The following is a 25,551-nucleotide window of genomic DNA, read 5'->3' as shown; positions in this document are numbered from 1 at the left end:
GGCATCCTGAATTCGACAGCGGGGGGTTGCATGTTAGTACATTGGCTGTACGCTGCGCACCGCCCCCTCGATCGTCGCCGGATACGGCCCCTCCACATAATCCCCCGCCGCGCTCAGCCCCGCCTCGATCCGCGCCACCGGCCGCCGCAGCCCCGGCACACAGCGAAACGTCGCCCGTTTCTCCGCCACCAGCTTCACCAGCGCCGCGCCCTGCGCCCCCTCGCCGCGCAGCACCGACCGCGCCTGCCCCAACAAGGCCGCGCCGGTCGCCTCCATCCCCTGCGCGACCCACGGCGCCGCGCCGCTGACGACAAACGCGAACAGCCCCGCGGTCATGCCCAGTGCGCCATGATCGAACGCGAACTGTGCGGGCGCCTGCGGACCTTCGGCGAGCGCCACCATCGGCGCGGCGAGCCGGGCATTGGCCGCCTGCACATAGCCAGTGACGATCGGTTCGTACCCGAATGCCGCGGCACTCGCCGACCACGCAGGCGCGATGTCGCGGGTCAGCCGCGCCGCCTCGCTGGCGCTGCAGGCGAGCACCACGCGGTCGAACGGCGCGTCATCGACCGTCCAGCCCGCGCCGTCCGTCCGCGCCGCCAGCCGCTGCACGCGCTGCCCGATGCGCAGCGTCGCGCCGTGCGTGTCCAGCCAGCGCAGCGCCGGTTCGGGCAGCAACTCCGCCAGCGGTCGCCGCGGAATCAGCAGGTCGCTTGCCCCCGGCCCGGAAAACAGCGCGTCGTGTAGCACACGCAGGAACACCGTTGCGCTGGCTGCCTCCGCGGGCGTGTTCAGTGCCGCCACGCACAGCGGATCAATGATCTCGGCGCACACCCGGGCGGGCAGATTGGCGGTCAGTTGCGCCACCGTCAGCGCTGCGTCGCAGCGAAAGCCCCGCAGCATCCAGCCCGCCGCCGCGTTGCTCAAGGCCAGCCGCTCGCGCAAGGACCAATGCCGCATCGCCCACACTGCCCGCGTGAACGCGATGACCGGATGCCCCGGCGGCAAGCGCAGCCCCACGCCATCCTGGTCGAGCAAGGCCAGCGGCGTGCGCAACAACACTGTCTCGGGATCGACGCCGACGCGACGCATCAGGTCGAGGGTTGCCGTGTACGCGCCGATGAGGATGTGCTGGCCGTTGTCCAGGCGTGGCCCGCCCGCATCGGCGGCGAGGCTGCGGGCGCGGCCACCAGCTTGGGGCGCCATCTCGAACAGCGTGACACGCTCGCCCGCCTCGGCCGCGGCCACCGCCGCCGCCAGCCCGGCCCAGCCCGCGCCGACGATGGCAACCGAAGATGTCACCGACCGCGCCAGTTCGTCTGCATCGCGATCCAGAGCTTCCTCACCGGCGTCAGCGACACGCGCTGGTGCAGCACCTGGAACTGGTGTGCCTCGATCTCGCGCAGCAGCGTGCGGTAGATGTTGGCCATCATCAGCCCCGGTTTCTGCGCCCGCCGATCCGTTTCGGGCAGCAGGGCGAGGGCTTCGTCGTAGGTGCGGTGGGCGCGTTCGGCCTGGAACTGCATCAGCGCCGTGAACCGCGCGCTGTAGCCGCGGTTCAGGATCTCCTGTGCCTTCACGTCGAACTGCTTCAGCTCGTTCACCGGCAGGTAGATCCGCCCGCGCCGCGCGTCGTCGCCCACGTCGCGGATGATGTTGGTGAGCTGGAAGGCCAGGCCCATCTTGTGGGCGTAGGCGGTGGTCTGCGGGGTGGTCTGGCCGAAGATGCTGGCCGCGACCTCGCCGACGATGCCCGCGACGAGGTGGCAATACCGCTGCAGGCCGGGGTAGTCGAGGTAGCGGCTTTGCTGCAGGTCCATCTCGCAGCCGTCGATGACCGCGTGCAGGTGCGCGGCGGTGATCTTGTAGAGCGGCGCGTGCGGCATCAGCGCCAGCAGGACGGGATGCTGCGATGACTGCCCCCCGAATGCCTTGGCGACTTCCGTGCGCCACCACGCCAGCTTGGTCGCCGCCACGCCAGCGTCACTGGTCTCGTCCACCACGTCGTCCACCTCGCGGCAGAACGCATAGAACGCGGTGATCGCGGCCCGGCGCGGCGGCGGCAGGAACAGGAAGGCGTAATAGAAGCTGGAGCCGCTCTTGGCAGCCTTCTCTTGAACGTAGTGTTCGGGCGTCGTCGTCATGGGGCGGGATTGTCACATCGCCATGGCGCGCCACAGCAGACCCGGCGCATCCACCACCCCAATCTTCGGCCGCCGCCGCAGCACCTCGAACTCCATCGCCTCGATCTTGTCGAGGATGCGCAAGCCGCCTTGCACCACCAGCCGCAGCTCCCAGCCAGTGCGCCCGGGCAACCGGCTGGCCAGAGGTGCGCCGGACAGCATCAACTCCCGCGCCCAGCGCACCTCCTTCTCCACCAACGCCCTTGTGGCGCCAGTGTCGCGCTGGCGCATCAGCTCGGGCACACCCACGCCGACCTCGGCGCAGTCCAGCAGCGGCACATACAGCCGGTCACGCGGCAGATCCACACTCAGGTCTTGCCAGAAATTGATGAGCTGCAGCGCGGTGCAGATCGCGTCCGATTGCACCAGCGCGTCCAGTTCGCGCACCCCATACAGGTGTAGCAGCAGCCGCCCGACCGGGTTGGCGGACCGCTTGCAATAGTCGAGCAGGGCGGCGCGGTCCGGGTAGCGCCGCTGGTGCGTGTCTTGCATGAACGCCGACAGCAGCGCCTCCAGCAGCGGCAGCGGCAGATGGTGCCGCCGGAACATGGCGGCCAGCGGCACGAACACGCCTTCCCACCGCGGCGACGGTGCGTGTCCCCGGGCGACGCTGCGCAGGTCTTCGCGAAAGGCGTCGAGGTCGGCCAGGCGCTGCTCGGGCGTCGCGTCGCCTTCGTCGGCGATGTCGTCGGCCGTGCGCGCGAACCAGTAGATCGCGGTGACGGCCGGGCGCAGTGCGGGCGGGCACAGCACCGAGGCGACGGGGAAGTTTTCGTAGTGATCGACGCTCATGGCGTGATTATCGCCACGGTCTGTCCGCGGGAATTGACATCGGTTCAGGGCGACCCGTACATTACTGACCAGTCAGTCAGTTGGAGTTCTGCCCATGCGACCCCGTCTTCTCCGCGCCCGCCGCCCTTTGTCGATGGCCCTCGGGCTGTCCCTGCTCACCGTGCTGGCCGCTTGCTCGAAGCCCGAGCCGCAGCCCGAACCGATCCGCGCCGTGCGCACGCAGAAGGTGAGCGCTGAGTCGGCCACCGCGCAGCAGGAATACGCGGGCGAGATCAAGGCGCGCACCGAGACACGGCTGTCCTTCCGCGTCGGTGGCAAGCTGATGAGCCGCTCGGTCAATCTCGGCGACGAGGTGAAGGCCGGGCAGGTGATCGCGCAGCTCGACCCGTCGGACCTGAAGCTCGGCCAGGATGCCGCCGCCGCCGGCCTGCGCGCCGCCCAGGCCAACTGGGACCAGACCAGCGCCGACCTCAAGCGGTACCAGGAACTGCACGGGCAGGGCTTCATCGGTGGCGCAGAGCTGGAACGCCGTGAAACCGCGCTCAAGGCTGCCCAGGCCACGCTCGACCAGGCCCGTGTCCAGACCAGCGCGCAAGGCAACCAGACCCAGTACACCCGCCTCGTCGCCGACGCCGCCGGTGTGGTGACGGGCGTGGACGCCGAACCGGGCACGGTCGTCGGCGCCGGTACGCCCATCATTCGCCTGGCGCTGGCCGGGCCACGGGACGTGGTGTTCAACGTGCCGGAAGACCGGGTGGCGTCGGTGCGGGCGCTGCTGAAGCAGTCCGGCGCGCTGCAGGTTCGCCTCTGGGGCGCGACTGGCGAGCCGGTGCGCGCCACGCTGCGCGAGATTGCGGCGGCGGCCGATCCGACTACCCGCACCTTCGCTGCCAAGGCCGATCTGGCGGCCAGCGACGTGCGCCTTGGCCAGACCGCCACGGTTGCCTTCGATCTGGTCAAGCGCGACGCAGTCACGCGCCTGCCGCTGGCGGCTGTGGTGGAGCAGGGCGGCAAGAGCGTCGTCTGGCTGCTCGACGCGGCCACGATGACGGTCAAGCCGCAGCCGGTGCAGATCGCCGGGGCGGATGGCAATCTGGTGCTGGTCGGCGGCGGGGTGCAGCCGGGGCAGGAAGTGGTCACGGCCGGCGTCCATGTGCTGACTGCCGGCATGAAGGTCAAGCGGTATGTCGAGCCGGTGCGTCCGGCGGCGTCGCGTTAAGCGGAAGGTCAAGGTCAGCACCATGAACCCGCACACCCACGACACCGCCCCGCGTTCGGGCTTCAACATTTCGCGCTGGGCACTGGAACACCCCGCGCTGACCCGCTACCTGATGGTGGTGCTGATGGTGCTCGGCTTCGCCGCGTACTTCCAGCTCGGCCAGGACGAAGACCCGCCGTTCACCTTCCGCGCCATGGTCGTGCAGGCGGTCTGGCCCGGCGCCACCGCGCAGCAGATGGCCGACCAGGTCACCGACAAGATCGAGAAGACGCTCCAGGAAGTCCCCAACGCCGACATCATCCGCAGCTACACCAAGCCGGGCGAGTCGGTCACCATCTTCCAGATCAAGGACAGCTCGCCGCCGAAGGAAGTCCCGCAGATCTGGTACCAGACGCGCAAGAAGATCGGCGACATGCGCGCCACGCTGCCAGCCGGCGTGATCGGGCCGTTCTTCAACGACGAGTTCGGCGATGTCTACGGCTCGATCGTGGCGCTCTCCGCCGATGGCTTCAGCACGGAGGAGCTGCGCGAGTTCGCCGATGACGTGCGCTCGAAGCTGCTGCAGGTCAAGGATGTCGCCAAGGTGGAGACCTTCGGCGCGCAGCCGGAGAAGGTGTTCATCGAGCTGTCCGGCAAGCGGCTGGCGCAACTCGGCCTCGACCTGAACCAGGTGATCGGCCAGATCGGCACGCAGAACGCGGTCGAGAGCGCCGGGGTGCTCAACGCCGACACCCAGAACCTGCAGATCCGCGTCGGCGGCCAGTTCCGCACGGTCGAGGAACTCGGCCAGTTGCCGATCCGCGTCGTCAACCCGGCGACGGGCGTGGCGAGCATGACGAAGCTGGGCGATGTCGCCACGATCAAGCGCGGCTACAGCGATCCGCCGGCCGTCAAGGTGCGCCACCAGGGTGAGCCGGTGATCGCGCTGGGCGTGTCGATGGCCAAGGGCGGCGACATCATCGCGCTGGGCGAGGCGCTGCACCACAAGGTCGAGCAGATCCGCGCCGAGCTGCCCGCCGGCATCACGCTGTCGCAGGTGCAGGACCAGCCGGTGGCCGTGTCGCGCTCGGTGGGCGAGTTCGTGCATGTGCTGATCGAGGCGATTGCCGTGGTGCTGGCGGTGAGCTTCATCAGCCTGGGGCTGCACTTCAAGCCGCTGCGCATCGACATCTGGCCCGGCATGGTGGTGGCGATCACGATTCCGCTGGTGCTGGCGATCACCTTCGTCACGATGTACTACTGGGGCGTCGGGCTGCACAAGATCTCGCTCGGCTCGCTGATCATCGCGCTGGGCCTGCTGGTGGACGACGCGATCATTGCCGTCGAGATGATGGTGCGCAAGCTGGAGGAGGGCCACGACAAGCTCTATGCCGCCACCTACGCCTACGACGCCACCTCGATGCCGATGCTCACCGGCACGCTCATCACCGCCGCCGGCTTCCTGCCGATCGGCATGGCCAAGTCCACGGTGGGCGAGTACACCTTCGCGATCTTCGCCGTGACCTCGGCGGCGCTGGTCATCTCGTGGGTGGTGTCGGTGTACTTCGTGCCCTACCTCGGGGCCAGGCTGCTGCGCGTCAAGCCGCATGCCGAAGGGCAGTCGCACGACCTGTTCGACACGCCGTTCTACAACCGCTTCCGGCGACTGGTGGATTGGTGCGTGGCCCACCGCTGGATCACGATCGGGCTGACGATCGGCGTGTTCGTGCTCGGGCTGGCGGGCATGGGCAAGGTGCAGCAGCAGTTCTTCCCCGATTCGAGCCGCATGGAGATCATGGTCAACCTGTGGCTGCCGGAAGGCTCGACGATCCAGGAGAGCGAGCGCGTGGCCGAGCGGTTCCAGAAGCGCATGCAGCAGGAAGCGGGCGTCGAGACGGTGACGACCTGGATCGGCTCGGGCACGCCGCGCTTCTACCTGCCGCTGGACCAGATCTTTCCGCAGACCAATGTGAGCCAGTCGATCGTGCTGCCCAAGGGCATGGCCGAGCGGGAGGAGCTGCGCAAGCGGCTGCCGACGCTGCTGGCCGACGAGTTCCCTGAAGCGCGCGGGCGGGTGCAACTGCTGCCGAGCGGGCCGCCGGTGCCGTACCCGGTGCAGTTTCGTGTCGTCGGCGTCGATCCGCAGACGGTGCGCGTCTGGGCCGACCAGGCCAAGGACATCCTGCGCGCCAGCCCGAACATGCTCGGCGTGAACGACAACTGGAACGAGTCGGTCAAGGTGCTGCGCCTGCAGATTGACCAGGACAAGGCGCGTGCGCTGGGCGTTACCAGCCAGTCGATCGCCCAGGCCACGCGCATGCTGCTCAGCGGCACGCCGATCGGCCAGTTCCGCGAAGGCGACAAGCTGATCGACATCGTGATGCGCCAGCCGACCACCGAGCGCGACGCGATCACCGACCTCGGCAGCGCCTACGTCCCGACCAGCAGCGGCAAGCCGATCCCGCTGACGCAGATCGCCCGCATCGACCACGTCTGGGAGCCGGGCGTGATGTGGCGCGAGGGGCGCAAGTACGCGATTACCGTGCAGGGCGACGTGCCGGAAGGCGTGCAGGGGCCGACCGTGACAAAGGAACTCTGGCCGGCGCTGGAGAAGTTGAAGGAGCGCATGCCGCTGGGCTACTCGATCGAGATCGCCGGCGCGGTGGCCGAGAGCAGCAAGGGGCAAGGCTCGATCGCGGCCGGTGTGCCGGTGATGCTGTTCGTCACCTTCACGCTGCTGATGCTGCAACTGCAGAGCTTCAGCCGGGCGATGCTGGTGTTCCTGACCGGGCCGATGGGCATTGCTGGCGTGGCGGGGGCGCTGATCCTGCTGAACCGGCCGTTCGGGTTCGTGGCCCTGCTGGGCGTGATCGCGCTGATGGGCATGATCATGCGCAACTCGGTGATCCTGATCGACCAGATCGAGCAGGACCGGGCTGCCGGGGTGCCGACCTGGGACGCGGTGGTCGAGTCGGCCGTGCGGCGGTTCCGACCGATCGTGCTCACGGCGGCCGCCGCCGTGCTGGCGATGATTCCGTTGTCGCGCAGCATCTTCTGGGGGCCGATGGCGGTGGCGATCATGGGTGGGCTGATCGTCGCTACGGCGCTGACGCTGCTGGCGCTGCCGGCGATGTACGCGGCGTGGTTCCGGGTCAAACGGGCGTGACCCGGGCCTGAAAAGGCTGCCTGCACGATCGGGTTAGAATCCAAAGTTCCGGGAATTTCCGACGCGTGCCGCGCGGGTGGCGAAATTGGTAGACGCACCAGGTTTAGGTCCTGACGCCTTCACGGGCGTGTCGGTTCGAGTCCGACCCCGCGCACCACACCAGGCACGCAACCTCCCCCAGATTCAAGCAACCTAAAGAGCTTCAGAACATGGCTGTTACTGTGGAAACCCTCGACAAGCTCGAGCGCCGCATCACGCTGACCCTGTCGGCCACCGAACTCCAGAACGAGGTCGCCAACCGCCTCAAGCGGATGGCGCGCACGGTCAAGATCGACGGGTTCCGTCCCGGCAAGGTGCCGATGTCCGTGATCGCCCAGCGTTACGGCTACTCGGTCCAGTACGAAGTCATGAACGACAAGGTCGGTCAGGCTTTCCAGGACGCGGCCAACGAAGCGCAGGTCCGCGTGGCCGGCACGCCCCGCATTACCGAGAAGGAAGAAGCCTCCGAAGGCAACGTCGCCTTCGACGCGGTGTTCGAGGTTTACCCGGACGTGGTGGTCGGCGACCTGAGCGCCGTCGAGATCGAGCGTGTGTCTTCCGAAGTCACGGAAGCCGCCATCGACCGCACGGTGGACATCCTGCGCAAGCAGCGCCGCACCTTCACCGAGCGCGCCGCCGACGACGTGGCCGCCGATGGCGACCGCGTGACCATCGACTTCGACGGCAAGATCGACGGCGACAGCTTCCAGGGCGGCCAGGCAGAAGCCTTCCAGTTCCTGCTGGGCGAAGGCCGCATGCTCGAAGCCTTCGAGACCGCGGTGCGCGGCATGAAGGCCGGCGAGTCCAAGACCTTCCCGCTGAAGTTCCCCGACGACTACCACGGTGCAGACGTGGCCGGCAAGGAAGCCGACTTCCTCGTCACGCTGAAGAAGGTCGAGCAGCAGAACCTGCCGGCAGTCGATGTGGCCTTCGCCGAATCGCTGGGTATCCCCGACGCCAGCGTCGAAGGGCTGCGCGCCAACATCAAGAAGAACCTGGAGCGCGAAGTCAAGTTCCGCGTTGCCGCCCGCAACAAGCAGTCCGTGATGGCCGCACTGGAGGCGGCGACCTCGTTCGACCTGCCCAAGGCGCTGGTCGAGAACGAACTGGGTCGTCTGGTCGAGAACGCCCGTGCCGATCTGAAGCAGCGCGGCGTGAAGGATGCGGACACTGCGCCGATCCCGAACGAAGTGTTCCAGCCGCAGGCCGAGCGCCGTGTGCGCCTGGGCCTGACGGTGGCTGAGGTCGTGCGCACGCACGCACTGGCCGCCACGCCGGACCAGATCCGCGCCCACATCGAAGAGATGGCGCAGAGCTACGAGCAGCCAGCCCAGGTCATGGCCTGGTACATGGGCGACAAGCAGCGTCTGGCCGAGGTCGAAGCGGTGGTCATCGAGGCCAACGTGTCCGACTTCGTGCTGGGCCAGGCCAAGGTCACGGACAAGGCGCTGGCATTCGACGAGCTGATGGGGGCCTGAACCACCACCAAGCTAGCCGACGGTTGCCGTCGGTAAAGCCGGAACAAGGGGCGCCACGAGCGCCCCTTGTCACATGATGGCCTCCCCCGTGTCCGGCGTTGAATGTCAGCAACCCCCATAATCGGGTTCATCGCTGATGGCCGACCCGCCCCCGAGCGGTCCAGAGCGGTCATCAGCGCGACACAGTGATGTTTCAAGGGTCTTCAATGAGCGCAATCGACACGCAGAACCTGGGCATGGTGCCCATCGTCATCGAACAATCCGGACGCGGCGAGCGCTCCTATGACATCTACTCGCGCTTGCTGCGCGAGCGGGTCATTTTCCTGGTTGGCCCCGTCAATGACCAGGTTGCCAATCTGGTGGTGGCCCAGTTGCTGTTCCTGGAAAGCGAAAATCCCGACCCGGACAATACGCTCTACAACAACTCACCCGGTGGAAGCGTCTCGGCTGGCATGTCGATCTTCGACACGATGCAGTTCATCAAGCCGCAAGTCTCCACGCTGTGCATGGGCATGGCGGCGAGCATGGGCGCCTTCCTGCTGACGGCCGGCGAGAAGGGCAAGCGTTTTGCGCTGCCGAACGCCAAGATCATGATCCACCAGCCCCTCGGCGGCGCGCAGGGTCAGGCCACCGACATTGAGATCCACGCCCGCGAGATCCTCAAGACCCGCGAGCAGCTCAACCGCATCCTGGCCGACCGGTCGGGCCAGCCGCTGGAGAAGATCCAGGCCGACACCGAGCGCGACTACTACATGACCGCCGCTGAAGCCCAGACCTATGGCCTGATCGACCAAGTGATCAGCAAGCGCGCCTGATCCGTTCCGCATTCCATTTCTCCCGACTCGACAAGGCCGCATTCCATGCCCGAGAAAAAAGGCTCCTCCGGCGAAAAGACGCTGTACTGCTCGTTCTGCGGCAAGAGCCAGCACGAGGTCAAGAAGCTGATCGCTGGCCCGTCGGTGTTCATCTGCGACGAGTGCATCGAGCTGTGCAACGACATCGTCCGCGATGAGGCACCAGCCGCCGATGTCCCTGGTGGCAAGACGAACCGCGATGACCTGCCGGTGCCCAGCGACATCAAGGCCAGTCTCGACCAGTACGTCATTGGCCAGGATCAGGCCAAGCGCACGCTGGCGGTGGCCGTCTACAACCACTACAAGCGCCTGAAACACATGGCGGGCAAGGTCAAGGGCGACGAGGTCGAGCTGTCCAAGAGCAACATCCTGCTGATTGGCCCGACCGGTTCCGGCAAGACGCTGCTGGCCCAGACGCTCGCTCGCCTGCTGAATGTGCCCTTCGTGATCGCCGACGCTACCACGCTGACCGAAGCCGGCTACGTGGGCGAGGATGTCGAGAACATCATCCAGAAGCTGCTGCAGAACTGCAACTACGAGGTCGAACGTGCCCAGCGCGGCATCGTCTACATCGACGAGATCGACAAGATCAGCCGCAAGTCGGACAACCCGTCAATCACGCGCGACGTGTCCGGCGAGGGTGTCCAGCAGGCGCTGCTCAAGCTGGTCGAAGGCACGATGGCCTCGGTGCCGCCCCAGGGTGGCCGCAAGCACCCGAACCAGGACTTCCTGCAGATCGACACGACCAACATCCTGTTCATCTGCGGCGGTGCGTTCGACGGGCTGGAAAAGGTCATCGCCAACCGGTCCGAAAAGTCGGGCATTGGCTTCGGGGCCTCGGTCAAGGCCAAGTCCGAGCGCAGTGCTGGTGAGGCGTTCCGCGAGGTCGAACCGGAAGACTTGATCAAGTTCGGTCTCATCCCCGAGCTGATCGGCCGCTTGCCGGTGATCGCCACGCTGGGCGAGTTGACCGAAGACGCGATGGTGCAGATCCTCACCGAGCCGAAGAACGCGCTGGTCAAGCAGTACCAGAAGCTGTTTGCGATGGACGGGGTGGATCTGGAGGTTCGTCCCTCCGGCTTGACCGCCATCGCCAAGAAGGCGCTCAACCGCAAGACCGGTGCCCGCGGGCTGCGCTCGATCATCGAGCTGGCCCTGATGGACACCATGTTCGACTTGCCCACGTTCCACGGTGTCGCCAAGGTCGTCATCGACGAGCACACCATCGAGGACAACACCAAGCCCCTGCTCGTCTACCACGAGCAGGCCAAGGCCAGCGCCTGAGTGCATCCGCGCCGGTTTGCCACTGACTCTTGCAAACCGGCGATGTGCTCCCAGATGGGAGCGCAGAAAGAGAGGTTCTGATGTCAGGCCACCCCATTCTTCCCCCGGACCCGATCACGCTGCCGCTGTTGCCGCTGCGCGATGTCGTGGTCTTTCCGCACATGGTCATCCCGCTGTTCGTGGGACGGCCGAAGTCCATCAAGGCGCTCGAAGCCGCGATGGAAGCGGGTCGCCAGATCATGCTGGTGGCGCAGAAAGCCGCTGGCAAGGACGAGCCGAAATCGGACGACATGTTCGAGACGGGCTGCGTCTCCAGCATCCTGCAGATGTTGAAGCTGCCGGACGGCACCGTGAAGGTGCTGGTCGAGGGCCTGCAGCGCGCCAATACCGTCAGCATTGATGACAGTGGCGAGTACTTCACTTCGGTTGTCTCGCCGGTGCCGGTGCCCGACCAGGGTACGCCCGAGATCGAGGCGCTGCGCCGCGCCGTGACGCAGCAGTTTGACCAGTACGTCAAGCTGAACAAGAAGATCCCGCCCGAGATCCTCACGTCGATCGCTGGCATTGATGATGCGGGCCGGCTGTCGGACACGATCGCCGCGCACCTGCCGCTCAAGCTCGAAAACAAGCAGGTCATCCTCGATCTGGTGCCCGTGGCGAAGCGGCTGGAGAAGCTGCTGGAGCTGCTGGAGCACGAGGTCGATATCCTGCAGGTGGAAAAGCGCATCCGTGGCCGCGTCAAGCGCCAGATGGAGAAGAGCCAGCGCGAGTACTACCTGAACGAGCAGGTCAAGGCGATCCAGAAGGAACTCGGCGAAGGCGAAGAAGGCGCCGACTTCGAGGAGCTGGAGAAGAAGATCACCGCCGCGCGCATGTCCAAGGAAGCGCGCAAGAAGGCCGATGGCGAGCTGAAGAAGCTCAAGCTGATGTCGCCGATGTCGGCCGAAGCCACGGTGGTGCGCAACTTCATCGAGACGCTGGTCAACCTGCCGTGGGCGAAGAAGAGCAAGGTCAAGCACGACCTGCCGTTCGCCGAAGGCGTGCTGAACGAGGACCACTACGGCCTCGACAAGGTCAAGGAACGCATCCTTGAGTATCTTGCGGTGCAGCAGCGTGTCGAGAAGGTCAAGGCGCCGATCCTGTGCCTGGTCGGTCCTCCGGGCGTGGGCAAGACCTCGCTGGGGCAGTCGGTGGCGCGGGCGACCGGGCGCAAGTTCGTGCGCATGGCGCTGGGCGGCGTGCGCGATGAGGCCGAGATCCGCGGCCACCGCCGCACCTACATCGGTTCGATGCCGGGCAAGGTGCTGCAGAGCCTCAGCAAGGTCGGCGTGCGCAACCCGCTGTTCCTGCTCGACGAGATCGACAAGCTGGGCACCGATTTCCGGGGTGATCCGTCGTCGGCGCTGCTGGAGGTGCTGGACCCTGAGCAGAACCATACGTTCGGCGACCACTACGTCGAGGTGGATTTCGACCTGTCCGACGTGATGTTCATCGCCACGTCGAACTCGCTGAACATCCCGCCGGCGCTGCTGGACCGGATGGAAGTGATCCGCCTGGCGGGTTACACCGAGGACGAGAAGGTCTCGATCGCCCAGCGTTATCTCCTGCCCAAGCAACGCACCAACAACGGGGTGAAGGACGAGGAGCTGACGATTGCCGAAGATGCGATCCGCGGCATCATCCGCTACTACACACGCGAGGCCGGTGTGCGTTCGCTCGAACGCGAGATCTCCAAGATCTGCCGCAAGGTGGTGAAGGGGTTGTCGCTGAAGAAGTACGAAGGACGCGTGACGGTCGATGCGGCCAACCTGAACGACTTCCTGGGCGTGCGCAAGTACAGCTACGGTGAAGCCGAGAAGCAGAACCAGATCGGGCAGGTCAATGGCCTGGCGTGGACCGAGGTGGGCGGTGATCTGCTGACCATCGAGGCGGCGATCATGACGGGCAAGGGCGTGATCATCCGCACCGGCTCGCTCGGCGACGTGATGAAGGAGTCGGTCGAGGCGGCGCGCACCGTGGTGCGCAGCCGTGCGGCACGACTCGGCATCAAGGAAGAGCTGTTCGAGAAGCGCGACATCCACATCCACGTGCCGGATGGCGCGACGCCGAAGGACGGTCCGAGCGCGGGTGCTGCGATGACGACGGCCTTCGTGTCTGCGCTGACCGGGATTCCGGTGCGTGCGGATGTCGCCATGACGGGCGAGATCACGCTGCGCGGCGAGGTCACGGAGATCGGCGGGCTGAAGGAGAAGCTGCTGGCGGCCCACCGTGGTGGCATCAAGACGGTGCTGATCCCCGAGGCCAACGCCAAGGATCTCCAGGACATTCCCGAGAACGTGAAGAGCCAGATGGAGATCATTCCCGTCCGCTGGATCGACAAGGTGCTGGAAATTGCGCTGGAGCGTCAGCCGCAGCCCTTGCCCGAGGACGAGCCCAAGGTGGTCGAGGCCGCCAAGGTGGAGCCTGTGGTGGCGGTCGTGGTGGAAGCTGCGACCAAGCACTGAAAAAAACTGGCCTGAAATGCTTGTGCGTCGAGAATGATTTGTTCTATACTTTCGTTCTCGACACAAGTCGATGCGGGAATAGCTCAGTTGGTAGAGCGCAACCTTGCCAAGGTTGAGGTCGCGAGTTCGAGTCTCGTTTCCCGCTCCAGTGCTGTACAGGTTTCTGAAAAAGGGAGCGCAAGTTAGCTTCCTTTTTTATTGGTGAAGAGGGTCAGTGGCGCGGTAGCAAAGCGGTTATGCAGCGGATTGCAAATCCGTGTAGGGTGGTTCGACTCCACTCCGCGCCTCCAGCATCTGATCCATGAAGTTGAATGCGGGAATAGCTCAGTTGGTAGAGCGCAACCTTGCCAAGGTTGAGGTCGCGAGTTCGAGTCTCGTTTCCCGCTCCAGTTTTGTCTTGTCGGGGGCTGATCAGCCGCCCGGGTGGTGAAATTGGTAGACACTGCGGACTTAAAATCCGCCGCTTTCCCGAGAGGGGGCGTACGGGTTCGATTCCCGTCCCGGGCACCAGATTCGTTGGTCAATTGAAGAGTATTGCGGGAATAGCTCAGTTGGTAGAGCGCAACCTTGCCAAGGTTGAGGTCGCGAGTTCGAGTCTCGTTTCCCGCTCCAGTACAAGTACTAAAAGTTGTACAAAACAAACAAGCCGTCCACTGTGACGGCTTGTTTGTTTTGTGGTGTGGTTAGTGCTTGGTGTCAGCGTTTCGGCATCAAGCGTTCGAAACCCAGATCGACCACCACTGCCAGCAGCCCGACCAGCACGGCGCCCTGCAGCACATAGGCGGTATTGAATCCGCTGAGGCCGACGATGATCGGTGATCCCAGCGTCTTGGCCCCTACCGTCGAGGCGATCGCGGCAGTCCCGATGTTGATGACCACCGAGGTGCGTACACCCGACAGCACCACGGGCCACGCCAGCGGCCACTCGACCTGCCACAGACGCTGAGCCGGTGTCATGCCCAGCCCGATCGCCGCGTCCAGCACGTCCTCGGGTACCGAACCGAGTCCGACCAGGGTCTGTTGAACCACCGGCAGCAGACCATACAGCGCCAGCGCGATCAGGGCCGGCGCTTCTCCAAAGCCGATCAGCGGTGCGGCAATCGCCAGCACCGCCACCGGCGGGATGGTCTGGCCCATCGCGACAATGGTTTCGATCAACGGGCGAAACACCTGCCCCGATGGTCGAGTGGCAAACACACCCGCTGTCCAGCCCAGCAGCACGGACACCAGGCTGGACGCCGCCACCAGCCCGATGTGCGACAGCATCAGTGCCGAAAAGCTGTCCTGCTCATACATCGGGCGGTCGAGTGCCGGGAAGCCTGCTGCGAACAGCGGCTTGAGCGTCGGCATGCCCAGCGTGAGTCCGACCAGCAGGAGCAGGGCCCACGGCAGCGGATCCATCCAGCGGTGTCGCCTCATGGCCCACTACGCACTTGCACCAGATCGGCCAGGTGCAGCTGCCCGCAGGACTGGCCCGCACCATCGACCACGGGCAAGTGCGACACACCGTGCGCAAGCAGCATCGACAGGGCCTCCCGCAGAGAGTCCGTGCTGCGCAATGCCACGGATGTCGTTGACACAGCCGGCCCGTGCCGCATCCGACTGGCCACAGTTTCCAATGCCAACAGGCGCAGCCCCGCGTCGCTGCGGCCAATGAAGTCACGCACAAAATCGTTGGCCGGCTCCGCCAGCAGTTGGCGCGGCGTTCCTGTCTGCACGATGCGCCCATGGTCCAGCAGCACGATGCGGCTGCCCAGTCGCAATGCCTCGTCGATGTCGTGTGTCACCAGCACGATGGTCTTGCCGGACAGTTGATGGATGCGGGCGAGTTCGGACTGCAAGGCCTCCCGGGTGATCGGATCCAGTGCGCCAAACGGCTCGTCCATCAGCAGCACGTCCGGGTCTGCCGCCAGCGCGCGGGCCACGCCGACACGCTGCTGCTGGCCGCCCGAAAGCTGGTGCGGAAAGCGGTCCCGGAAGAGATCGGGGGGCAGTTGCAGCAGTTCGAGCAACTCGGTGACCCGGTCGCGGATGCGCGCCGCCGGCCATTTCAGCAACTCCGGCACACAGGCAATGTTGCGCTCGACCGTCCAGTGTGGAAACAGGCCAGTCGACTGGATCGCATAGCCCATGCGGCGTCGAAGCTCCTCGGGCTGGAACGAACGGATCTCCTGTCCAGCGAACAGGATGCGGCCCCGGTCGTGTTCGACCAGGCGGTTGACCATTTTCAGCGTGGTCGATTTGCCTGAGCCAGAGCGGCCGATCAGGACAGCGAACTCGCCTTGCGCGATGGTGAGCGAGATGTCCTCGACCACCGCCTGGCCACCGAAGGACTTGCCTACCTGCTGGAATTCGATCATCGCGTTCCCTGCGTTGTCCACTGCGCGAGCACCTTGAACAGGGCATCGGTCACCGCTGCCAGCGCCACCACTGGCACGACGCCGAGCAGCACCAGGTCCACCGCGCTGCTCAGCAGACCCTGGAACATCACCGCCCCGAATCCGCCCGCACCAATCAGCGCCGACACCATCGCCAGCCCCAGCGTCTGCACCGTGCTCACCCGCAGTCCCGACAGCCAGACCGGCCAGGCCAGTGGCACCTCGACCCGCCAGAAGATCTGCCCCCGGGTCATGCCCATGCCGCGCGCGGCGTCGAGCACGCCGGGCGCGATCTGGCCCAGCCCTGCCATCGTGCTGCGCACGATGGGCAGCAGCGAATACAGGGTCAGCGCCGTGACGGCTGGCGCTACGCCGATGCCGCTCACCCCCCAGCGCGCAAGCGTCGGCCACTGGGCGGCCATCGCGGCCAGCGGCGCCATGAGCAGCGCGAACAACGCGATCGACGGCACCGTCTGGATCAGGTTCAGCGCCGACAGCAGCGCGGGCTGCACCGACGGACGCCGCACCGCGAGCACGCCGAGTGGCCCGCCAATGAGCACAGTCGGCACCAGTGTCGCGAACACCAGCAGCAGATGCCGCTGCAGTGCCGCATCGAAGACGTCCTGCCGGTTGTCGTATTCCTTCAGCAGCGAGAGGGTGTCGAGATCCCCGTGCCACACCAGTGCGATGACCGGCACTGCGACACATGCACTGCCTGCCAGCGACAGCACGGCGCGGCTCGACCAGCCGCGCAGCGCCTCGGCCGCAGCCAGGCCACACAGCACCGCCAGTGCCCAGTAAGCGCCACCCAGCGAGGTGCGGCTCAAGGGCAGCTCGTCGGACAGCAGGGCGCTGGCGTGTGTGCCTGCCAGCCAGGTGAACCCCGCCAGACTGCCGGTGGCGCCGAGCAGGGTCAGCCAGCGTGTCGGCGCTGCAGCAGGTGTGCAAAAGGCCGCTGCCACCAGCAGCAGCACGGGCGCCAGTGCCCAGGCGCGGTGCGCCCCGACGCCAACCACTTCGGCCAGAGGCACACCGACACCCGAGAGGAGCCGGTTCGGCGCCTGGGTCACGAAGGACAGGCCGAGTGCCGCAGCCAATCCCGCCAGCAGCAGCACGATCAGCACCGGATGGCGGAGCCGGTCGCGCATGGGTGGCTTACTTGACGAAACCCTTGGCCTTCAGGTAGCTGGCGGCGACCTTCTTGGCATCTTCGCCACCCAGCGCGATGCGGGCGTTGAGCGCCTGCAGCGTCGGGCCGTCCAGCGTCTTGAACACCGGCGCGAGCAGGTCGCGGATCTTCGGGTTTTTTTCCAGCACCTCGGCGCGCACGATCGGCGCGGGCGCGTAGATCGGCTGCACGCCCTTCGGGTCGTCCATCACCACCAGCCCCAGGGCCGCCACCGGCCCGTCGGTGCCGTAGGCCATCGCGGCGTTGACCCCCGAAGTCTGCTCGGCGGCGGCCTTGATGGTCACCGTGGTGTCGCCGCCGGCCAGCGTCAGCAACTGGTCCTGCTTGAGCTTGAACCCGTAGGCCGTCTGGAAGGCCGGCAGGGCGTCAGGCCGCTCGATGAATTCGGCGGAAGCGGCGAGCTTGAATTTGCCCCCACCCGCGATCCAGCGGCCCATGTCGTCCAGCGTCTTGAGCTTGTTGGCGGTCGCCACATCCTTGCGGATGGCGATGGCCCAGGTGTTGTTGGCGGGCGCGGGTTCCAGCCAGACGATCTTGTTGGCCTGGAAATCGAGCGCCTTGACCTTCTCGTAGCCCGCCTTGGCGTCCTTCCACGCCGGATCCTTCTCGACCGAGAACATGAAGGCACCGTTGCCGGTGTACTCGGGGTAGATGTCGATCTCGCCAGCGGTGAGGGCGCCGCGCACGATCTTGGTGTTGCCGAGCTGCACCTTGTTCTCGGTGCGGATGCCGCCGGCTTCGAGCACCTGGATGATCAGGTTGCCGAGCAGCGAGCCCTCGGTGTCGATCTTGGAGCCAACGCGCACGGCGGTCTGGGCTTGGGCGGCACCACTGGCCAGCAGCGCTGCCAGCAGGGTTCCGGTGAAACAGCGGCGGGTGAAGCGGGAGGCGTGCATCGGGGACTCCTGACGGGCAAGCGTGAACTGGTTGGCAAATCGCGGGGCCACTATAAGCGAATGGGCGATTTTTCGCGTCAGCCGGCCGGTGTCGTCCACGGGGCCAGCGTGCAGGGAAAATCAAGCCAGCGCTGGGCGAAATCCTGCAGCGTGCCGAGGTCGCCGGTGGTCCACAGGCGGGCGGGCTGGGTCACGGCCGATCCCGGCATGGCAGGCAGGCCGCTGGCCAGCGCCACGGTGCGCCGCGCTACCGCGTCCGAGGTGTCGATCAGCCGCACGTCCGGACCCATCTCGGCCTGGATGTGGTGGGCAACGAAGGGATAGTGGGTGCAGCCGAGGACCACCGTGTCCACGTCCTGTTCGCGCAAGGCGGCGCAGTGGGTGGCGACCCGCTCGCGCACGGCGGGGGCGTCCACCTCGCCAGACTCGATCGCCGCGGCCAGCCCCGTGCAGGCTTGCAGGCGCAGGTCGATGTGGGTGGTGTGCGCTTGGGCGAGCAGGCGAAAGCGTTCGCTGCGCAGCGTGCCGCTGGTGGCCATGACACCGACACGGCCGTTGCGGGTCAGCGCGGCGGCGGGTTTCAGGCCCGGCTCGACGCCGACGATGCGCCCCTCGGGATAGCGGCTGCGCACAGCGGTCGCGGCGGCGGCGGTGGCGGTGTTGCACGCGATCACCAGCAGTTGCGCCCCTTGCCCATACAGAAACTCGGCGATCGCCAGCGAGCGGGCGCAGATGTAGTCATCGCTGCGTTCGCCATACGGCGCGTGACCGGAATCGGCGACGTACAGCAATTGGGCCTCCGGCAGACGCTGGCGGATGGCCCGCAGCACCGACAAGCCGCCCAGCCCGGAGTCGAACACGCCGATGCGGGGGACGGAGGAGGGCGCGGGGATCGTCATGCGGAGCGCCAGTCTAGCAGCGCCTGCATGGCACCCGCGGGTGTTCCCTGATGCAAAAAGTGGGGCGCACCAATGGTGCAGTGCGGCAAGAATGGCTAAAATCGAACGGTCGTGCTTTTTTTGACGAGGCAGGTCGCACTGCCACAATCCGTCGCAATTCGCCGTGGGGCGGCCTCTAGAATTGCATTCCCGCCGTCCGTATTCAGATCCATTCCAATACTGGAGAACTTCGCATGAAGGCACTCGTACCCGTCAAGCGGGTCGTCGACTACAACGTCAAGGTCCGCGTCAAATCCGATGGCACGGGGGTGGACATCGCCAACGTGAAGATGAGCATGAACCCCTTCGACGAGATCGCCGTCGAAGAGGCGGTGCGGCTGAAGGAGAAGGGCGTGGTCACGGAGATCATCGCCGTCTCGTGCGGCGTCACGCAGTGCCAGGAGACGCTGCGCACGGCGATGGCCATCGGCGCCGACCGGGGCATTCTGGTCGAGTGTGCGGACGAGCTGCAGCCGCTGGCGGTGGCCAAGCTGCTCAAGGCGCTGGTGGACCGCGAACAGCCGGGCCTGGTGATCCTGGGCAAGCAGGCGATCGACGACGACTGCAACCAGACCGGGCAGATGCTGGCCGCGCTGGCCGATTTGCCGCAAGCCACCTTCGCCTCCAAGGTCGCGGTGGTGGATGGCCGCGCCGTGGTGACCCGCGAAGTGGACGGCGGTCTGGAAACGGTGTCGGTGTCGCTGCCCGCGATCATCACCACCGACCTGCGCCTGAACGAGCCGCGTTACGTCACGCTGCCGAACATCATGAAGGCGAAGAAGAAGCCGCTCGAAGTCATCAAGCCCGATGCGCTGGGCGTGGATGTCACCTCGCGCATCAAGACGCTGAAGGTCGCCGAGCCGGCCAAGCGCGGTGCGGGCGTGAAGGTGGCGGACGTGGCGGCGCTGGTCGCCAAGCTGAAGAACGAAGCGAAGGTGATCTGAGATGGCTGCATCCGTACTCGTTATTGCTGAACACGACGGTGCCCACATCAAGGGCGCGACGCTCAACACCGTGACCGCTGCGGCGCAGCTCGGTGAAGTGCATGTGCTGGTGGCGGGCGCGAACGCGGCCGGTGCGGCAGCGGCTGCAGCGCAGATCGCTGGCGTGACCAAGGTGCTGCACGCCGATGGCGCCAGCCTCGCTGACGGTCTGGCCGAGAACCTCGCGGCGCAGGTGCTGGCCGTGGCCGGTGCTTACAGCCACCTGCTGTTCCCGGCGACCGCCAGCGGCAAGAACGTCGCCCCGCGCGTGGCCGCGAAGCTCGACGTGGCCCAGGTGACCGACATCACCAAGGTCATCAGCGGCGACACCTTCGAGCGCCCGATCTACGCCGGCAACGCCATCGCCACGGTCCAGAGCACCGACGCGGTGAAGGTCATCACCGTGCGCACGACCGGCTTCGATGCTGCGGCGACCACGGGCGGATCGGCGGCCGTGGAATCCGTCGCCGCTGTGGCCGACTCGGGCAAGAGCCAGTTCGTCGGCCGGGAAGTCACCAAGAACGACCGCCCCGAGCTGACCGCCGCCAAGATCATCGTCTCCGGTGGCCGCGCGCTCGGCTCCAGCGACAAGTTCAATGAAGTGCTGATCCCGCTGGCGGACAAGCTGGGTGCTGCGCTCGGCGCGAGCCGTGCGGCGGTCGATGCGGGCTACGCGCCCAACGACTGGCAGGTCGGGCAGACCGGCAAGATCGTGGCGCCGAGCCTGTACATCGCCTGCGGCATCAGCGGCGCGATCCAGCATCTGGCCGGCATGAAGGACTCCAAGGTGATCGTGGCGATCAACAAGGATCCGGAAGCCCCGATCTTCTCCGTCGCCGACTACGGCCTCGAAGCCGACCTCTTCACCGCCGTGCCTGAGCTGGTGAAGGCGCTGTGACCCTCGGTCGTCACTGCTGACACGGCTCACCGAAGGCGCCCAACCGGTTGTTGTGGCGCCTTTTTTCCGTCCCGAGACCAAGAACCCCAGAAGAAAGACCCCGAAAAATGACCTACCGCGCCCCCGTCAAGGATTTCCTCTTCGGCCTCAAGGAACTGGCTGGCCTGGAACAGCTCACCCAGATCCCCCAGTTCGCTGACCACGGCCTCGACACCGCCCAGGCGGTGCTCGAAGAATGCGCCAAGTTCAACGAGAACGTGGTTGCCCCGCTGAACTGGGTGGGTGACCAGCAGCCCTCGTCGTGGAAAGACGGCGTCGTCACCACCACGCCCGGCTTCAAGGAAGCATTCCGTCAGCTCGGCGAAGGCGGCTGGCAGGGCCTGCAGCACCCCGAGGAGTTCGGCGGCCAGGGCTTGCCCAAGGCGATCGGCGCGGCCTGCATCGAGATGATCAACAGCGCCAACCTGAGCTTCGCGCTGTGCCCGCTGCTGACGGACGGCGCGATCGAGGCGCTGCTGACCGCCGGTTCGGACGCGCAGAAGGCGATCTACCTGACGCCGATGGTCGAAGGCCGCTGGACCGGCACCATGAACCTGACCGAGCCGCAGGCCGGCTCCGATCTGGCCGCCGTGCGCACCCGGGCCGAGCCGCAGCCGGATGGCACCTACAAGATCTTCGGCACCAAGATCTTCATCACCTACGGCGAACACGACATGGCCGAGAACATCGTCCATCTGGTGCTGGCCCGTGTGGCCGGTGCCCCGGAAGGCGTGAAGGGCATCAGCCTGTTCGTCGTGCCGAAGTTCCTGGTGAACGACGACGGCAGCCTGGGCGCCCGCAACGACGCGCACTGCGTGTCGATCGAGCACAAGCTCGGCATCAAGGCCAGTCCGACCGCGGTGCTGCAGTTCGGGGACCACGGCGGGGCGATCGGCACGCTGGTGGGTCAGGAGAACCGCGGCCTGGAGTACATGTTCATCATGATGAACGCGGCCCGCTTCGCGGTGGGCGTGCAGGGCATCGCGGTGGCCGAGCGGGCGTACCAGAAGGCGGTGCAATTTGCCCGTGACCGCGTGCAGTCGCGCCCTGTGGACGGCTCGACCCCGGGCGCGGCGGCGATCATCCACCACGCCGACGTGCGCCGGATGCTGATGACGATGCGCGCCTACACCGAGGGCTGCCGCTCGCTGGCGCTGGTGGCCGGCGCCGCCTATGACGCCGCGCACCACCACCCGGACGCCGACACCCGCAAGGCCAACCAGACCTTCTACGAGTTCATGGTGCCGCTGGTGAAGGGCTACTCGACCGAGATGAGCCAGGAGGTCACGAGCCTGGGCGTGCAGGTGCATGGCGGCATGGGCTTCATCGAGGAGACCGGCGCGGCGCAGTACTACCGCGACGCCCGGATCCTCACCATCTACGAAGGCACGACCGCCATCCAGGCGAACGACCTCGTGGGGCGCAAGACCGGGCGTGATGGTGGGCAGACCGCCAAGGCGTTGGCCGGGCAGATCGAGCAGACCGAGGCGCTGCTGGCGGCGCGGGACAGCGTGGCGGCCCAGTCGTTCGCCAGGAACCTGACGGCGGCGCGGCTGGCCTTCCTCGACGCGGTGGCGTTCATCGCCGGCAACAGCCGCAGCAACCCGAATGCGGCCTACGCCGGCTCGGTGCCTTACCTGATGCTCGCCGGCAACCTGATGGCGGGCTGGCAGATGGGCCGCGCGCTGCTGGCCGCGCAGGACTGCATCAACGAGGGCGAGGACGTCGCCTTCATGCAGGCCAAGATCACCACGGCGCAGTTCTATGCGGAGCACATTCTGGTGAAGGTGCCGGGGCTGCGGGATGCGATTGTCGCGGGCGCGGACTCGGTGTGTGCGATGGCGCTGGATGCGTTCTGATCGGGCGTTGATCTAGAGGGCAGGGCAGCCAGCCTGATGGGGTGGCTGCCCTTTTTGTTTTACCCGAGGGATTCCAGCAAGACCTCGGGGTGTTTGCGAGCAATTCGGATCAATGCTTGCGCGGCCCCGGAAGGCGAGCGCCGACCTTGTTCCCACTCTTGCAGCGTGCGCTTTGAAATGCACAGTGCTTCGGCAAACTGAGCTTGCGACAGCCCGGTCTGTTGGCGGGCGTCTGCGACTTCGTTCAGCTCGACCTCGGTGATTCTGGCGGCTTGGCCTGCCTGCATTTCCTTGACGGATTGAAGGAGTTTCAGGCCGAGTTCGGTGCCGGACAGGGTGTCAGTGGGTTGGCGACGATTCTTCATTTTCAATGGCCTCACGAACGGCTTTGAGAATATGGCCAGGGATGTTGCCTCTGACCGCCTTGGCGTAGATGACGAGGAGCCATATCTTGCCGAATGGCAGGCGAGTGAAGTAGATCACTCTGACACCTCCGCGCTTGCCCATGCCGGGCCGAGACCATCGCACCTTGCGGCAGCCGCCACTGCTGGGGATGACATCGCCCGCCTCTGGGTTGCCAGCGATCCATACGCAAAAGGCAGCGCGCTCTTCTTCAGTCCACAGTTTTTTCGCGTCTTCGATGAAGGAGGGCGTTTCTGCGATGGTGTACATGAACGTCACTGTACGTCAAAGACGTACCATGTACAACCCTTATCAGTTGGGGGTTGTCGCCCTCATGCAAGCCAGGGTCACCGCGGCGTAGTTCTATGAGGGGCACCTTCTAATGACGGTGCTAAGACTGCTCCTGCGGGATGCGATCGTGGGCGGAGGCGGGGGCCGTGTGCGGGTTGGCGCTGGACGCGTTCTGATCGTAGGTCTGGGCAGGCGCCGGTGGCTAAGGTTGACGCAGGCGGCATGTCGGGACTAAAAAATCAGACACTGAGTCTGCAAGCGATAATGTTCGGCCGAACTGCGAAATTTTTTTGCACCTAAAAAACTAGGATATTCGATGAATATTTAATGAGCGGGCTTAAGTTATCTAGGATAGTACATGATTTTTATATCCTGACCCAGCCCGGTGCTCCACCTGTCATGTTTAATTTCTAGAAGCCACGCTCCTGATTGCCATTTGGCATTTTTTCCGGATTTCACGAACCCACTAAATTCTTTCGGAATTCCACCTAAAACTTGGTACCCGACGTAATTTGCAACACTAATTAATTCATCTAATGACCTAGATTTGTTTTTGGTGTTATTTATATTCAAAATAATCGAAACTTTTCCGATTCTACCGTTGCCGTAAGAATCACCTATGGCATAGTATGCGATATTGTTGCTGATGCCATTACTTGAAGCGCTTCCGGGGACGTCAACCATCTCAGAGGAGCAGCCATTGCTATTTACGCGAAAACCTCGCGAAGGGTAACCCACACTAGATGCTAGATCGCAAAAATCTTTGGTGGATGATGGGGGCATTTCACCGGAAAAAGCGCTGCCGCAGGAAATTATCGTGCAGAAAAAAACAGTGTATTTGGACTTAAACATAGGAATATGATGTGGTTGAATGCTTTGTTGCAGATGTTGGTGTATGGGGTATTTTTGGTCTGAATATGTTGTGATTTACTTCACTTGATCGCTGCTTGGTATTGTTCTTGAGTTGGTTTTGTGTGGTATGGGGCTTGATTTTCTAAATGAACTGCAGCGGCTCCAAAGTTGAGATTTTTGTGCTATTAACAGTCTAACTAAACACCACAGTTCCCAGTCGCATACCGGGTATGCGTATGCTCGAAATACGTCTTCACGAACTCACTGGACGCCTGCAGTTTGTTCATGAACTGCTCGGCCAGACGGCGCAGCATCGAATCATCCTTGATGGGCGCTGCCTGGCGAAGATGCGTTTTCAGATCCCGGTTGATCCACTCGTCCGGGTTGTGCTCGGGCGCATACGACGGCAAGTAAAACAATTCGATCCGCGCCTGGTTTTGCGCCCGCTCCAGCCACTGCCGCGCCGCCTTCGAGTGATGCACCCGCAGGTTGTCCACGATCAGGAACACTTTGCGCTCGGCCGGCACGTCATGCACCAGCGCCTGCATGAAGTCGATGAACCGCTCCGCGTTGATCGACCCCTCGTGCAGCGCGAACCTCACCTGTCCCTGGTTGCTCAGCGCCGAGATCATCGTCAAGTGACTCCACCTCACCCGATGCACCAGCTCCGGCGTGTGCCCGGCCGGCGCGTATCCCCGCACCCACGCCGTGTCCTGCCTCACCGCCGTCTCGTCCGCCCAGCAGATCTCCGCCCCTTCGGCCTTCGCCCGCTTCAGCAAGGCCGGATACACCTTCTCCTGCCACTCACTCACCGCCACCGCGTCCTGCTCCTGCGCCTTCTTGGTCGGCCTCTGCGGCGTGCATCCCCACCGCCTCAGGTACTCCCCCACCGTGCTGATGGGCATCTTCACCCCGAACTTCACCTCCACCGCCTGCTGCACCGCGTGGCGATTCCACAGCGCAAACGGCAGATCCAGCACCTGCGGCGTCTCGTGCAGCACCACGTCCCGCAACGCCTGCTCGTCCGCCTCGCTCAGCGTGCGCTTTTGCCCGTACTCCCGGCCTCGCCGCAGCGACGCTACATCGCCCACCTGCGCCCGGCTCAGATCAAACCTCCTCACCCACACCATCAGCGTTGACAGGTTCACCCCCACAATCTCCGCGATGTTCCCCCACGTCAGATTCATCTCGTGCCGCAGTCGGTGTGCTTGGCGGCGCAGCAATTGCAACGACTCTTCCGAGAGTTGGCGTCCGTCTGGCGTTGTCATCGGCTTCACCTCTTTCCGGTCAATGGTCCAGTGTACTGCTTCTAATTAGGGTGTTAATAA

The 25,551-nt window shown here is 65.2% G+C and carries 20 protein-coding genes and 6 tRNA genes; 15 read left to right on the top strand and 11 right to left on the bottom strand.

The annotated features are described in order from the left end of the window. Positions 1–33: 33 nt before the first annotated feature. From hpnE to hpnC, 3 genes are read right to left on the bottom strand one after another with little or no spacing between them, the layout of a single operon-like run. Entirely contained in the window at positions 34–1,302 is a 1,269-nt protein-coding gene (gene hpnE / locus RMP06_RS11205) for a hydroxysqualene dehydroxylase HpnE (protein WP_310461862.1), read from the bottom strand. Further along, entirely contained in the window at positions 1,299–2,144 is an 846-nt protein-coding gene (gene hpnD, locus RMP06_RS11200) for a presqualene diphosphate synthase HpnD (RefSeq protein ID WP_310461861.1), read from the bottom strand. The genes hpnE and hpnD overlap by 4 nt, the downstream gene beginning before the upstream one ends. 12 nt (positions 2,145–2,156) lie before the next feature. Then, complete coding sequence (gene hpnC / locus RMP06_RS11195) at positions 2,157–2,975, bottom strand: squalene synthase HpnC (RefSeq protein ID WP_310461860.1); 819 nt, start codon at positions 2,973–2,975, stop codon at positions 2,157–2,159. A gap of 94 nt (positions 2,976–3,069) precedes the next feature. On the opposite strand from hpnC, the gene RMP06_RS11190 reads away from it, so the two are divergent. The 12 genes from RMP06_RS11190 (at position 3,070) to RMP06_RS11135 (ending at position 14,110) form a co-directional block, all read left to right on the top strand. Further along, positions 3,070–4,194, top strand: coding sequence for an efflux RND transporter periplasmic adaptor subunit (locus RMP06_RS11190; protein ID WP_310461859.1), 1,125 nt, complete (start codon positions 3,070–3,072; stop codon positions 4,192–4,194). 22 nt (positions 4,195–4,216) lie between these two features. Then, positions 4,217–7,339, top strand: coding sequence for an efflux RND transporter permease subunit (locus RMP06_RS11185; protein WP_310461858.1), 3,123 nt, complete (start codon positions 4,217–4,219; stop codon positions 7,337–7,339). A gap of 70 nt (positions 7,340–7,409) precedes the next feature. Next, positions 7,410–7,496, top strand: a tRNA-Leu gene (locus RMP06_RS11180). Positions 7,497–7,548: 52 nt separating this feature from the next. Continuing rightward, the gene (gene tig, locus RMP06_RS11175) at positions 7,549–8,856 is read left to right on the top strand and encodes a trigger factor (RefSeq protein WP_310461857.1); all 1,308 of its coding nucleotides are present in this window, start codon (positions 7,549–7,551) and stop codon (positions 8,854–8,856) included. A 206-nt stretch (positions 8,857–9,062) separates the two neighbouring features. Next, the gene (gene clpP, locus RMP06_RS11170) at positions 9,063–9,671 is read left to right on the top strand and encodes an ATP-dependent Clp endopeptidase proteolytic subunit ClpP (RefSeq protein ID WP_310461856.1); all 609 of its coding nucleotides are present in this window, start codon (positions 9,063–9,065) and stop codon (positions 9,669–9,671) included. A 45-nt stretch (positions 9,672–9,716) separates the two neighbouring features. Further along, entirely contained in the window at positions 9,717–10,994 is a 1,278-nt protein-coding gene (gene clpX / locus RMP06_RS11165) for an ATP-dependent Clp protease ATP-binding subunit ClpX (RefSeq protein WP_310461855.1), read from the top strand. Between the two features lie 80 nt (positions 10,995–11,074). Beyond that, positions 11,075–13,498, top strand: coding sequence for an endopeptidase La (lon, locus tag RMP06_RS11160; RefSeq protein WP_310461854.1), 2,424 nt, complete (start codon positions 11,075–11,077; stop codon positions 13,496–13,498). A 72-nt stretch (positions 13,499–13,570) separates the two neighbouring features. Beyond that, positions 13,571–13,646, top strand: a tRNA-Gly gene (locus RMP06_RS11155). Between the two features lie 68 nt (positions 13,647–13,714). Then, positions 13,715–13,788 (top strand) — tRNA-Cys (locus tag RMP06_RS11150). Between the two features lie 23 nt (positions 13,789–13,811). After that, a tRNA-Gly gene (locus RMP06_RS11145) sits at positions 13,812–13,887 on the top strand. Positions 13,888–13,915: 28 nt separating this feature from the next. Further along, positions 13,916–14,008: transfer RNA gene (locus RMP06_RS11140), tRNA-Leu, on the top strand. Between the two features lie 26 nt (positions 14,009–14,034). Continuing rightward, positions 14,035–14,110, top strand: a tRNA-Gly gene (locus RMP06_RS11135). 84 nt (positions 14,111–14,194) lie between these two features. On the opposite strand, the gene RMP06_RS11130 is transcribed toward RMP06_RS11135, so the two are convergent. The 5 genes from RMP06_RS11130 to murI all read right to left on the bottom strand — a co-directional run bounded on the left by RMP06_RS11130 (position 14,195) and on the right by murI (position 18,860). Beyond that, entirely contained in the window at positions 14,195–14,899 is a 705-nt protein-coding gene (locus RMP06_RS11130) for an ABC transporter permease (protein WP_310461853.1), read from the bottom strand. A gap of 14 nt (positions 14,900–14,913) precedes the next feature. After that, positions 14,914–15,858 carry an ABC transporter ATP-binding protein gene (locus RMP06_RS11125; protein WP_310461879.1) on the bottom strand — a complete coding sequence of 315 codons (945 nt, stop codon included), beginning with the start codon at positions 15,856–15,858 and terminating at the stop codon, positions 14,914–14,916. Further along, entirely contained in the window at positions 15,855–17,024 is a 1,170-nt protein-coding gene (locus RMP06_RS11120; protein WP_310461852.1) for an ABC transporter permease, read from the bottom strand. Before RMP06_RS11120 ends, RMP06_RS11125 begins: the two co-directional genes overlap by 4 nt. A 7-nt stretch (positions 17,025–17,031) precedes the next feature. Then, positions 17,032–17,961, bottom strand: a complete 930-nt coding sequence (osmF, locus tag RMP06_RS11115) for a glycine betaine ABC transporter substrate-binding protein OsmF (RefSeq protein ID WP_310461851.1) — start codon at positions 17,959–17,961, stop codon at positions 17,032–17,034. Between the two features lie 77 nt (positions 17,962–18,038). After that, positions 18,039–18,860 carry a glutamate racemase gene (murI, locus tag RMP06_RS11110; protein WP_310461850.1) on the bottom strand — a complete coding sequence of 274 codons (822 nt, stop codon included), beginning with the start codon at positions 18,858–18,860 and terminating at the stop codon, positions 18,039–18,041. A gap of 233 nt (positions 18,861–19,093) precedes the next feature. Between murI and RMP06_RS11105 the strand changes: the two genes are divergently transcribed. From RMP06_RS11105 to RMP06_RS11095, 3 genes are all read left to right on the top strand, one after another. After that, positions 19,094–19,843 carry an electron transfer flavoprotein subunit beta/FixA family protein gene (locus RMP06_RS11105; RefSeq protein WP_310461849.1) on the top strand — a complete coding sequence of 250 codons (750 nt, stop codon included), beginning with the start codon at positions 19,094–19,096 and terminating at the stop codon, positions 19,841–19,843. A gap of 1 nt (position 19,844) precedes the next feature. Beyond that, entirely contained in the window at positions 19,845–20,780 is a 936-nt protein-coding gene (locus RMP06_RS11100; RefSeq protein WP_310461848.1) for an electron transfer flavoprotein subunit alpha/FixB family protein, read from the top strand. A 107-nt stretch (positions 20,781–20,887) separates the two neighbouring features. Further along, positions 20,888–22,678, top strand: coding sequence for an acyl-CoA dehydrogenase (locus tag RMP06_RS11095; protein ID WP_310461847.1), 1,791 nt, complete (start codon positions 20,888–20,890; stop codon positions 22,676–22,678). Between the two features lie 59 nt (positions 22,679–22,737). Here RMP06_RS11095 and RMP06_RS11090 read toward each other — a convergent pair whose 3' ends face one another. The 3 genes from RMP06_RS11090 to RMP06_RS11080 all read right to left on the bottom strand — a co-directional run bounded on the left by RMP06_RS11090 (position 22,738) and on the right by RMP06_RS11080 (position 25,491). Continuing rightward, a complete protein-coding gene (locus tag RMP06_RS11090) occupies positions 22,738–23,043 on the bottom strand; it encodes a helix-turn-helix domain-containing protein (protein ID WP_310461846.1) in 306 nt (101 codons plus the stop codon). Continuing rightward, complete coding sequence (locus tag RMP06_RS11085) at positions 23,018–23,350, bottom strand: transcriptional regulator (RefSeq protein WP_310461845.1); 333 nt, start codon at positions 23,348–23,350, stop codon at positions 23,018–23,020. Before RMP06_RS11085 ends, RMP06_RS11090 begins: the two co-directional genes overlap by 26 nt. Before the next feature lie 1,070 nt (positions 23,351–24,420). Next, on the bottom strand, positions 24,421–25,491 hold the full coding sequence (locus RMP06_RS11080; protein WP_310461844.1) for an IS630 family transposase: 1,071 nt from the start codon (positions 25,489–25,491) through the stop codon (positions 24,421–24,423). Between the last annotated feature and the right edge of the window lie 60 nt (positions 25,492–25,551).

It is taken from the genome of Sphaerotilus sp., assembly GCF_031429695.1.
Lineage (GTDB): Bacteria > Pseudomonadota > Gammaproteobacteria > Burkholderiales > Burkholderiaceae_C > Sphaerotilus.
Note: the sequence above shows the minus strand (reverse complement) of the source record. Positions and strands in the feature narration are given on the sequence as shown.

Coding starts and splice junctions, on each gene's coding strand:
- murI (WP_310461850.1), bottom strand. CDS start 18,860: ATGACGATCCCCGCGCCCTCCTCCGTCCCCCGCATCGGCGTGTTCGAC.
- RMP06_RS11105 (WP_310461849.1), top strand. CDS start 19,094: ATGAAGGCACTCGTACCCGTCAAGCGGGTCGTCGACTACAACGTCAAG.
- RMP06_RS11120 (WP_310461852.1), bottom strand. CDS start 17,024: ATGCGCGACCGGCTCCGCCATCCGGTGCTGATCGTGCTGCTGCTGGCG.
- RMP06_RS11130 (WP_310461853.1), bottom strand. CDS start 14,899: ATGGATCCGCTGCCGTGGGCCCTGCTCCTGCTGGTCGGACTCACGCTG.
- hpnD (WP_310461861.1), bottom strand. CDS start 2,144: ATGACGACGACGCCCGAACACTACGTTCAAGAGAAGGCTGCCAAGAGC.
- hpnC (WP_310461860.1), bottom strand. CDS start 2,975: ATGAGCGTCGATCACTACGAAAACTTCCCCGTCGCCTCGGTGCTGTGC.
- clpX (WP_310461855.1), top strand. CDS start 9,717: ATGCCCGAGAAAAAAGGCTCCTCCGGCGAAAAGACGCTGTACTGCTCG.
- tig (WP_310461857.1), top strand. CDS start 7,549: ATGGCTGTTACTGTGGAAACCCTCGACAAGCTCGAGCGCCGCATCACG.
- RMP06_RS11080 (WP_310461844.1), bottom strand. CDS start 25,491: ATGACAACGCCAGACGGACGCCAACTCTCGGAAGAGTCGTTGCAATTG.
- RMP06_RS11090 (WP_310461846.1), bottom strand. CDS start 23,043: ATGAAGAATCGTCGCCAACCCACTGACACCCTGTCCGGCACCGAACTC.
- RMP06_RS11190 (WP_310461859.1), top strand. CDS start 3,070: ATGCGACCCCGTCTTCTCCGCGCCCGCCGCCCTTTGTCGATGGCCCTC.
- osmF (WP_310461851.1), bottom strand. CDS start 17,961: ATGCACGCCTCCCGCTTCACCCGCCGCTGTTTCACCGGAACCCTGCTG.
- RMP06_RS11085 (WP_310461845.1), bottom strand. CDS start 23,350: ATGTACACCATCGCAGAAACGCCCTCCTTCATCGAAGACGCGAAAAAA.
- RMP06_RS11185 (WP_310461858.1), top strand. CDS start 4,217: ATGAACCCGCACACCCACGACACCGCCCCGCGTTCGGGCTTCAACATT.
- lon (WP_310461854.1), top strand. CDS start 11,075: ATGTCAGGCCACCCCATTCTTCCCCCGGACCCGATCACGCTGCCGCTG.
- RMP06_RS11125 (WP_310461879.1), bottom strand. CDS start 15,858: ATGATCGAATTCCAGCAGGTAGGCAAGTCCTTCGGTGGCCAGGCGGTG.
- clpP (WP_310461856.1), top strand. CDS start 9,063: ATGAGCGCAATCGACACGCAGAACCTGGGCATGGTGCCCATCGTCATC.
- RMP06_RS11100 (WP_310461848.1), top strand. CDS start 19,845: ATGGCTGCATCCGTACTCGTTATTGCTGAACACGACGGTGCCCACATC.
- RMP06_RS11095 (WP_310461847.1), top strand. CDS start 20,888: ATGACCTACCGCGCCCCCGTCAAGGATTTCCTCTTCGGCCTCAAGGAA.